Genomic DNA, 8,725 nt, shown 5'->3' with positions numbered 1-8,725 from the left:
GTGTCATTGTCGCCGTCGGTGATGGTCGCGGTCAGTGTAATGCCGAGGCTCGCGCCCTCACCGACCAGGTTGAGGAACTGCGTCGAATCGAAATTGTTGAGGTCCGCGCCGTGGTCGATCGCCATGTACTGGTCGACGACGAGCTGGCCTGCCGAAAGGCTGCCTGCGTTGTCCAGCGTGATGCGGATCGCGATCGGGCCGTTCGGATCGGCGCCGACATGGCCCACGATCTCGGTGTCGCTGACCTTGAACAGATAGATCGTGTCGTCGGAGTAGGTGTGGTTCGGATCCGTCACCTTCAACGTGGTGGCGATGCCGCCGCTCTCCGTTTCCTTGGCGCCCGAGAGCGCGAACGAATAGGCATAATCGGTCGACTTCTCGGTGTCCGTGCCACCATCCTTGACGACATTGAACAGAGCCGCCAGATCGCCCGGGCTTTCGACATTGCCGACATCGGTCTTCATCGTGCCGATCGGATGGGTGCCGGTCGGATCCGGACTCGTATTGCCCGAGACGTCGTCGAATGTTCCGTCCGGGAAGCCGTTCGCGCCGCGGTCACCGCCGATCGATTCGTCCAGCGACAAGGTTGCAAGGCGCGTGGGGCCTTCGCTTCCGTCGGCCACCGTCACCAGGATCGTCGGACCATCGTCGAGAAATGACACGCCGAGCGAGCCGGTCGACACCGCAGTCGCGGTGTTGCCGGAGCCGTCGGTCACCGTCTGCTGCACGAAAACGACATCGCCAAGCTGCGCGCCTTCGCTCGTGTCAGGCTCGGACGCGGTGCCGTGCTTGATGGCTTCATACTGGGCCACGTCAAGCTTCAGCGTCGCCGGATCGAGGTAGAGCTGGAAGGCGACTGCACCGTTCGGATCGGCCACGCCGCCGGCGCCCTCACGTCCGACGACCAGACTGCCCTCGGTGAACAGGAAGATTTCATTGCCGGTGACCGTGGCCTGCAGACCGGAATCGGCGCCGGCGAATGCCGCGCCGGTAGAGGTCGTCAGCGCATAGACGATCGTTCCGGTCCCGCCGCTGCCGAAGCCGGCGCTCGACGACGCGATCTCCGAAACGGCGCTTTGGGCCCATCCGATCAGTCCGACGGCGGAGAAGACTGCGGGCAGCCCAGCATTGGGCTGATCGTTCGCACCGTTCAGAATCTGGACATCGACGGTTTCATCGTGGATGACGACCGTACCGGAGAGCGTAAAGGCTGCGCTCGGCGCAGTCGTTGCGGGCAGTCCGGCGAAAGTCTCCGGATTGAGGACCAAATTGCCGAGCTGTTCCTGCCCGAGCAGGTCCAACGGATTGCCGGCGTTCAACGGATCGACCGCAGCATTGGAGAAGTTGGCGCCGCTGCCCTGGGCGTTGCCGTTGCCATCACCGGCCGCAGGAAGCACGGACTGGTCGGTGGTGATCGGGAAGAGGCTCGCGAATTCCTGCACGTTGACGTCGCGCCCGGGCGCCAGCTCGATGGAGAGCAGGTGCTGATCGTCGTGACGGGAATCGAAGACCGGATCGACCGTGATCGTCGATTTGTTGTCGAACAGAATGATCAGCTTCTCGCCGACATGAACGAGCGTGATCTTTTCGTTGGCTATCGCGGAGAAATCGAGCTTGACCTTCTGATCAAATCCGAGATGTACGACCACCGCCTGATCTGTTAGCGGCTTTGCCAGAGTGAATGTTCGAACTGGAGTTGTGTTGGTCGGAATAGCTGCGCCGGTAGCCTGCGCTACCTGAAATTGTGCGTTCATAAATCTGCCCCTGCCGAAACACTGTGCAGTTCAAATCAAGTCTGTAGAAAGCAATTCGAAAAATTTCGCTATTAAGCTATTGTTAACCGAGGCGGGGGTCAACGAAATCAACTAGTTAACGAAGGGTTTTTGGTGCGCCGTGGTAAATTGGCTAATCGGTACACACAGCGTCGAAAAAGCATTTAAATTGAGCATCTTGCAACGAATTGACCGGGAAAACGCGGCGAGCGGGAGACCACCAATGCGGGTATTATTGTCCGCGGCCATCGTAATGTTGTCTGGGTTCGCCGCCCCAGCTTTGGCCGAGGACGCATTGTCTCCCGTCGAGCGAACGGTCAAATCCGCCCCCAATAAGGACACACGAGTCGGCGTCTTCATCAACGTACTACCCGATTGCACGTCGGGTCCCCTGCCGACGATCCGCCTGGTCAATGCGCCCGCATCCGGGAAGGTGACGGTCAAGTCGGCGAAGGTGAAAGCCACGAACTACAAGTCATGCCTCGCGCTGGAAGTGCCGGCCTATGTCGCGTTCTACAAGTCGCAGCCCGACTTCATCGGCGACGACGTTCTGACGATCGAGGTCAAATATGCCGGCGGCCGGACGGAAATTCAGAAGATCACGGTCAACGTTGTAGGCCCCGGAGCGCAGCAGAAGATCTAGGCGCGCAGCCTCTTCACGGGGGCCGATGGGAGCGTTCCTGGACGAACGGCGCTGGGCCTGCCACAGGGAGCAGGCCCAGTTGGCGCCGGTCTACACCAAATGAAGGTCCGTGCTTGAAGCGAACGGATTGCCGGTCAGCCGAGCGATGCTGATCAAGCCGTCGGCCATATTGCCATTCATTGCGGTTTGACGCTGTTGGTGATTTTTGCTCTGCTAGCCGGTGATTTTAAGAATCCATTGGGGGCAACGATGCGCAATTTGATGGCCAAGGGTCTCGCGGCAGCCATTGTTATGGGAGGCGGCCTGGCCGGCAATCCCGGCGCAGCCACCGCCGCCGACATGGCGCTGCGGGCTTCACCAGGCTCGATCGGCAGCTGCTCGGAACTCGTCTTCAGCTGCGAGAACGGCAGGCAGTACCCCCTGTGCCCGATCGCGGTGTCCGTTGCCGGTGAGGTTGTGACGGCATCGCTGCATACGGGCCACTCCGGCGGCGTGCGTGTGCGCCTGGTCCCGATGGGAGTCGGATATCGCTATGCCGGTCCCGGCGTCTGGGTCGACGGTTTCCGCGGCAATGCCTTGCTCAATTTCGGCAAGCACAGCCAGATCGCCTGCACGATCGAGAACTACTGATCGATAGGACCGGGCGGCGCCTCCGCAAGGCGCGCCGCGCATCGGCCCTCGTCCGTCATCCCTTCGCGCGAACGACCACCGCTCGCGCTCGCGGGTACATGTAAGCCTTGGGACGGACGTAGACCGGACAATAATTGTCCCACTGGTATTGCTGCCAATTCCATTTCCAGCAGCCGGCCTCGATCTCGGGATCGGGATACCAGTTCAGGCGATACGGTTCATCGCCGAAAGGGTACGGCCTCACCTGAGCGCTGGCGGGCGATGCGTACAAACAGACGGCAGTTGCGATCGCAACAAGACATGACTTGTACATGACTTTCTCCGAATATGTCGGCATAGTGTCAAACCGATAGGTTGGGATCAAGCTCGGTCGTCCCGGCACTCCCCTCCTCGGCCGGCGGCCGGCCACAAGGCCATTCGCCTGGCGCCCGGGCCTCTTTTGGAAGTTGTCGACCGGACGCGCCGATCGCGAGCGTTCAGAGCATTGCATTCGAAGTGATTGACCCGCTAGCCCTACGACACAAGCATTGTTCATGAAACAATCTATTTCCCTCAATGCGAAGCTTCGGTGGCCGGACGTCAAGGACCACTACGTCGTCATCTATGAGGGGCATGTGATCGGCAACGTCCATCGGTCCGGAGACAGCTGGGCCTGGTCGATCAGCGTCCCCATGGGCTTGCCTGATTGGTCGGTCGGGAATGCTTCCAGTCTGCACGAAGGCATCAAGACACTCGGTAACGCCTGGGCCGGCATATTGAAGTCGACAAGCACCGAGCGCCTGCAGCGGGCATGGGATCTCGAACGAGCTGCGGAGAGCCGAAACACCGGCTTCGCATCCAGCATCTAGCTGCGGCCCGCGTCGACCTGCCCAAGCGCAGCGTTTATTCGCGGCCAGAAGTCCTGTATAACGCTCGCGAGGAGGGATCGCGATGAAGGCTTTCATCCTTGCCTGTGTTGCGACGATCGTCATCACGGTGGCTGGAGTTGCCGTGCTCGACAGCATACAGCAACCCGTCGCAGAAGCCTTTGCGACGACGGGCGTGCGTCTTTAAGCAATGCTCGTCAGCTCTATTCGGCTGCGGACGCAGCATGGCGAGGCCGCGGCTGAGAATCGTTCGGGTCGCTCCGTGCCAACTCCTGCTCGAGCCACAGGCTATGGTGCTCGCGCGCCCAGTTGACATCAACCTCACCTGATCCCATCGCCTCGAAAGCCCCCTCCATCCCGATTGTGCCGATGTAGATGTGCGCGAGCATCGCGGCGACAAACAGCACGGCCACGACGGAGTGAACGATCTGGGCAATCTGCATGCCCTCGATTCCCGTCGCGTAGAATGGGAACATGAGCTGATACCCGGTCGCGGCGACGAGGCCACCGCCGATCACAACAATCCAGTAGATCCCCTTTTGCCCCGCGTTGAAGCGGCGAGCCGGCGGATGATCGTGACCGATCAGGCCGCCTCCGCGCTTGATCCACTCCAGATCCAGCTTGTTGGGGATATTGCCGCCGATCCACATCAGAAAGATCAGCACGACGCCAATCGTGAAGGGAAAGCTCAGGTAATTGTGCGCGAATTTCGCCCATTGCGACCATTCGGAGAAGGCGTCAAATCCGATCAGCGGAAGCAGCAGCGGCCGCCCGAACGTGATGTTCAGCCCCGAGATCGCCAGGATCACGAAGCAGGTCGCAGTCATCCAGTGCACGAAGCGCTCAAACGTGTTGAACCGTACGATGGTGCGGCCGGATCGACCGCTTTCGAGGCGGATCATCCCACGTGTCAAATAGAAGATCACCAGCACCGCCAGCATGCCGAGCACAGCAACGCCGCCGATCCACCGCAGCACGACGTTGCGGAATTCACGCCACTCGCGGCCAGCAGGTTGTATCAGCACGCTGGAGCGCTGGTCGGGGATGCTGACGCGTCCCTGGATCCGGTCCATCTCCTGCAGCAACTGGCGCTCGTTGACCGAGCTCGCGGTCGGATTGATCTGCTGGGCCAGCGACGGTGCCGGAGCTGCCATGATCAACAGAAGCAACGCCCACGCGCCGATGGCTGGTCGAATGAACCTTGCAAATGAGGACATGGACTCCTCCCCGGCATTTGTGCCGCGTCGCCCGCGGCCTGCTTCAGGACTCGATCGTCTCGCGATAGGCGGTCTTCCAGCCCCACGCTCCTGAGCCGTAGCCGCGCTTCAGCACGCGCTCCCTGTAGATCTGGGCGATGATCTCGCCGTCGCCGGCGAGCAGCGACTTGGTCGAGCACATCTCGGCACACAGCGGCAGCTTGCCCTCGGCCAGGCGGTTCGCACCGTATTTCTCGTATTCCTCCTTGCTGCCATCGGCCTCGGGGCCGCCGGCGCAATAGGTACATTTGTCCATTTTTCCGCGCGAGCCGAAATTGCCGACCTTCGGATATTGCGGCGCGCCAAACGGACAGGCGTAGAAGCAGTAGCCGCAGCCGATGCAGAGATCCTTGGAGTGCAGGACCACGCCATCGGCGGTAGTATAGAAGCAGTTCACCGGGCACACGGCCGCGCACGGCGCATCCGTGCAGTGCATGCAAGCCATCGAGACCGATCGTTCGCCCGGCTTGCCATCGGCGATGGTGACGACCCTGCGGCGGTTGATACCCCAGGGGACCTCGTGCTCGTTCTTGCAGGCCGTGACGCAGGCGTTGCACTCGATGCAACGGTCGGCGTCGCAGAGAAACTTCATACGTGCCATCGTCGTTGCTCCTTATGCCGCCGCGATCTGGCAGAGAGTGACCTTGGCCTCCTGCATATTCGTCGCGGGATCGTATCCGTAGGTGGTGATCGTGTTGGCGCTTTCGCCGAGCACGATCGGGTCGGTGCCCTTCGGGTAGTTGCCGCGGAGATCCTTGCCCGCAAGCCAGCCACCGAAGTGGAAGGGCATCCAGGCGACCCCCTTGCCGACGCGCTCGGTGACGAGCGCCTTCATCCTCGCCCGGGAATTGTTCTCGGCCCCCATGACCCAGACCCAGCCGCCGTCCTTGACGCCGCGCTCGGCGGCGTCGGCGGGATTGATCTCGATGAACATGTCCTGCTGCAATTCGGCGAGCCACGGGTTGGTCCGGGTCTCCTCGCCGCCGCCCTCATATTCGACCAGGCGGCCGGACGACAGGATGAGCGGGAACTGCTTTGCAATTCCCTTCTCCACCGCAGCCTTCTGCACGGAGAAGCCGATATTGGGCATCCGGAACTGCTTGGCGTCGGGCGCCGTCGGGTATTTGGCGACGAGATCGACGCGCGGCGTGTAGATCGGCTCGCGGTGAACCGGGATGGGATCGGGCAAGCCGAAGGCATTCATGCGCGCCTTGCCGTTGCCATAGGGAACGCAGCCATGCGCCAGCGCGACGCGCTGGATGCCGCCCGACAGGTCGAGCGACCACGACACCGCGTCCGGAGTGGCGGGGTTGACCTTGTTGATCACGGCCATTTCCGCTTCGGTGAGATCGGTGTCCCAGCCGAGCTTCTTCAAGCTCGCGAGGGTGAATTCCGGATAGCCATCCTGGATGCCCGACCCCAGCGAGTATGAGCCGTCCGCGAGCAGGCTCACCTTGCGCGTCGTGCCGTCCGGCAGCTTCTCCTCGCGCTCGATGCCGAACCGCGGCCGGAACGTGCCGCCGCCATCCATCACATGCAGATTGGTATTGTAGAGCAGCGGCGTTCCGGGATGCTTGACCTCCGGTGATCCCCAGCATGGCCAGGGCAGGCCGTAATAATCGCCACCGACCTCGGGATCGTCCTTCGGCGCCCGCATGGTCAGCATGTCGAACTTCGCCTGATTCTTCATGTGCGCCTTGAGGCGTTCGGGCGATTGCCCGCAATAGCCGGTCGACCAGCTGCCGCGGTTCATCTCGCGAAGGACATCCTCTGCTTCAGGAAGATTGTTCTCGACCTTGATATTCTTGAACATCTGGTCGGCGAAGCCGAACTTCTTGGCCAGGCGGTAGATGATCTCGAGATCATCCTTCGACTCGAACACCGGCTTCACGATCTGCTCGCCCCATTGCAGCGAGCGGTTGGAAGCGACCCGTGAGCCCTTGCACTCGAATTGGGTGGCGACCGGGAGAATGTAGATGCCATCCTTGCGCCCCGCCTCGACTGCGAGCGAGGCCCAGGTGGTCGGATGCGGATCGGCGATGACGAGCAGCTCCAGCGCCTTCAGGCCATTGAGGGATTCAGGGATACGGGTGATGCTGTTGGAGGCGTGTCCCTGCACGAACACCGCCTTCACGCTGTCCTTCTGCGCGACCTGATCCTTCGGCAGCGTCACCGCCTCGAACCAGCGGGTCAGCGGAATGCCGGGAGTTTCCATGATCTGCTTGGAATCGAACCGCGACTTCAGGAAGTCATAGTCGACCTCCCAAACCCGCGACCAATGCTTCCAGGCGCCCTCGGCGAGGCCGTAGTAGAACGGCAGCGTGACGATATCGAGCCCGACGTCGGTCGCGCCCTGCACGTTGTCGTGGCCGCGGAAAATGTTGGCGCCCATGCCCGCGCCGCCGACATTGCCGGTCATCAGCAGCAGGATGCAACTGGCACGCACGTTGGCGGTGCCGACGGTCTTCTGGGTCTGGCCCATGGCCCAGATCAGCGTGGCCGGCTTTTCGGTGGCAAACATCTTGGCGACGCGCTTGAGCTGCTCGCCGGGAATGCCGGTGACGCGCTCGACTTCTTCCGGATTCCACTTTTCCACTTCCTTGCGGAGATCGTCGAACCCGTAGACCCGCTGCCGGATGAACTCCTTGTCCTCCCAGCCGTTCTGCAGGATGTGCCACATCATGCCGTAAAGCACGGGGATGTCGGTGCCCGGCCGCATCCGCACATATTCCGTCGCGTGCGCGGCGGTGCGCGTCAGGCGCGGGTCGATGACGACGAAGTTGGCCTTTTGCAGTTCCTTGCCCTCGAGCAGGTGCTGCAGCGAGACCGGATGCGCCTCTGCCGGATTGCCGCCCAGGATGACCTGCGTCTTCGCATTGCGGATATCATTGTAGCTGTTGGTCATCGCGCCGTAGCCCCAGGTGTTGGCGACGCCGGTGACGGTGGTCGAATGGCAGATGCGGGCCTGGTGATCGGTGTTGTTGGTTCCCCAGAATGCGCCAAGCTTGCGGAACAGGTAGGCGCCTTCATTGGTCATCTTGGCCGAGCCAAGCCAATAGACGGAATCGGGGCCCGACTTCTCACGTACGGTTTGAAGTTTGTCGCCGATCTCGTTGATTGCGCTATCCCAGGACACGCGGGTCCACTGGCCGCCGACGAGCTTCATCGGATAGCGCAGCCGTCGCTCGCTGTGCACGAGTTCGCGCACGGATGCGCCCTTGGCACAATGCGAGCCGCGATTGATCGGAGAATCCCAGCTCGGTTCCTGGCCGATCCATACCCCGTTCAGGACCTCGGCCGTCACCGTGCACCCAACCGAGCAATGCGTGCAGATGCTCTTGCGGACGCTCGCACCTGCGGTGAGCGGACCGGCCATCGCCGCCTCCGCCTTGCGCACGCCGCCGATCGGCAGCGTGCCGAGCGCGGCGAGCGCGCCGCCGGCGAGACCGGATTTGCGCAAGAAGCTGCGGCGGTCGAGACCGCCGGCCTGCCCCGCAAGGGACTCGGCAACGGAACCATGGCGCAGGGAACGGTGGTTTGCTCGCTTGATCAGCACGG

The 8,725-nt window shown here is 62.1% G+C and carries 9 protein-coding genes; 4 read left to right on the top strand and 5 right to left on the bottom strand.

The window, feature by feature from the left end; translation table 11 throughout:
• Window positions 1-1,649: DUF5801 repeats-in-toxin domain-containing protein (locus A3M7_RS45725; RefSeq protein ID WP_245284446.1), on the bottom strand; the 1,649-nt coding region annotated here is incomplete at its 3' end.
• Window positions 1,650-1,865: 216 nt separating this feature from the next.
• Window positions 1,866-2,237 carry a hypothetical protein gene (locus A3M7_RS51475; RefSeq protein ID WP_084302981.1) on the bottom strand — a complete coding sequence of 124 codons (372 nt, stop codon included), beginning with the start codon at window positions 2,235-2,237 and terminating at the stop codon, window positions 1,866-1,868.
• Between A3M7_RS51475 and A3M7_RS51470 the strand changes: the two genes are divergently transcribed.
• The 4 genes from A3M7_RS51470 to A3M7_RS51150 all read left to right on the top strand — a co-directional run bounded on the left by A3M7_RS51470 (window position 2,227) and on the right by A3M7_RS51150 (window position 4,098).
• Window positions 2,227-2,415, top strand: a complete 189-nt coding sequence (locus A3M7_RS51470; protein ID WP_084302980.1) for a hypothetical protein — start codon at window positions 2,227-2,229, stop codon at window positions 2,413-2,415. The two genes, A3M7_RS51475 and A3M7_RS51470, sit on opposite strands and share 11 nt — an antisense overlap.
• Window positions 2,416-2,664: 249 nt before the next feature.
• A complete protein-coding gene (locus A3M7_RS50170; protein ID WP_027549133.1) occupies window positions 2,665-3,045 on the top strand; it encodes a hypothetical protein in 381 nt (126 codons plus the stop codon).
• Between the two features lie 527 nt (window positions 3,046-3,572).
• On the top strand, window positions 3,573-3,893 hold the full coding sequence (locus A3M7_RS0141155) for a hypothetical protein (RefSeq protein ID WP_198033912.1): 321 nt from the start codon (window positions 3,573-3,575) through the stop codon (window positions 3,891-3,893).
• Window positions 3,894-3,975: 82 nt separating this feature from the next.
• Complete coding sequence (locus A3M7_RS51150; protein WP_256374928.1) at window positions 3,976-4,098, top strand: hypothetical protein; 123 nt, start codon at window positions 3,976-3,978, stop codon at window positions 4,096-4,098.
• Between the two features lie 16 nt (window positions 4,099-4,114).
• Here A3M7_RS51150 and A3M7_RS0141145 read toward each other — a convergent pair whose 3' ends face one another.
• Genes A3M7_RS0141145 through A3M7_RS49350 form a run of 3 tightly spaced genes read right to left on the bottom strand, consistent with a single transcriptional unit; the run spans window position 4,115 to window position 8,723 of the window.
• Window positions 4,115-5,128 (bottom strand): formate dehydrogenase subunit gamma, encoded by a 1,014-nt coding sequence (locus A3M7_RS0141145; RefSeq protein ID WP_027549131.1) that lies wholly within the window; start codon window positions 5,126-5,128, stop codon window positions 4,115-4,117.
• Between the two features lie 43 nt (window positions 5,129-5,171).
• Window positions 5,172-5,768, bottom strand: a complete 597-nt coding sequence (gene fdh3B / locus A3M7_RS0141140) for a formate dehydrogenase FDH3 subunit beta (protein WP_026192595.1) — start codon at window positions 5,766-5,768, stop codon at window positions 5,172-5,174.
• Window positions 5,769-5,780: 12 nt separating this feature from the next.
• Window positions 5,781-8,723 carry a formate dehydrogenase subunit alpha gene (locus A3M7_RS49350; protein ID WP_027549130.1) on the bottom strand — a complete coding sequence of 981 codons (2,943 nt, stop codon included), beginning with the start codon at window positions 8,721-8,723 and terminating at the stop codon, window positions 5,781-5,783.
• Window positions 8,724-8,725 lie beyond the last annotated feature (2 nt).

The sequence above is a fragment of the Bradyrhizobium sp. WSM2254 genome (assembly GCF_000472645.1).
Taxonomy (GTDB): Bacteria; Pseudomonadota; Alphaproteobacteria; order Rhizobiales; family Xanthobacteraceae; genus Bradyrhizobium; species Bradyrhizobium niftali.
Note: the sequence above shows the minus strand (reverse complement) of the source record. Positions and strands in the feature narration are given on the sequence as shown.

Coding starts and splice junctions, on each gene's coding strand:
- A3M7_RS50170 (WP_027549133.1), top strand. CDS start 2,665: ATGCGCAATTTGATGGCCAAGGGTCTCGCGGCAGCCATTGTTATGGGA.
- A3M7_RS51150 (WP_256374928.1), top strand. CDS start 3,976: ATGAAGGCTTTCATCCTTGCCTGTGTTGCGACGATCGTCATCACGGTG.
- A3M7_RS0141145 (WP_027549131.1), bottom strand. CDS start 5,128: ATGTCCTCATTTGCAAGGTTCATTCGACCAGCCATCGGCGCGTGGGCG.
- fdh3B (WP_026192595.1), bottom strand. CDS start 5,768: ATGGCACGTATGAAGTTTCTCTGCGACGCCGACCGTTGCATCGAGTGC.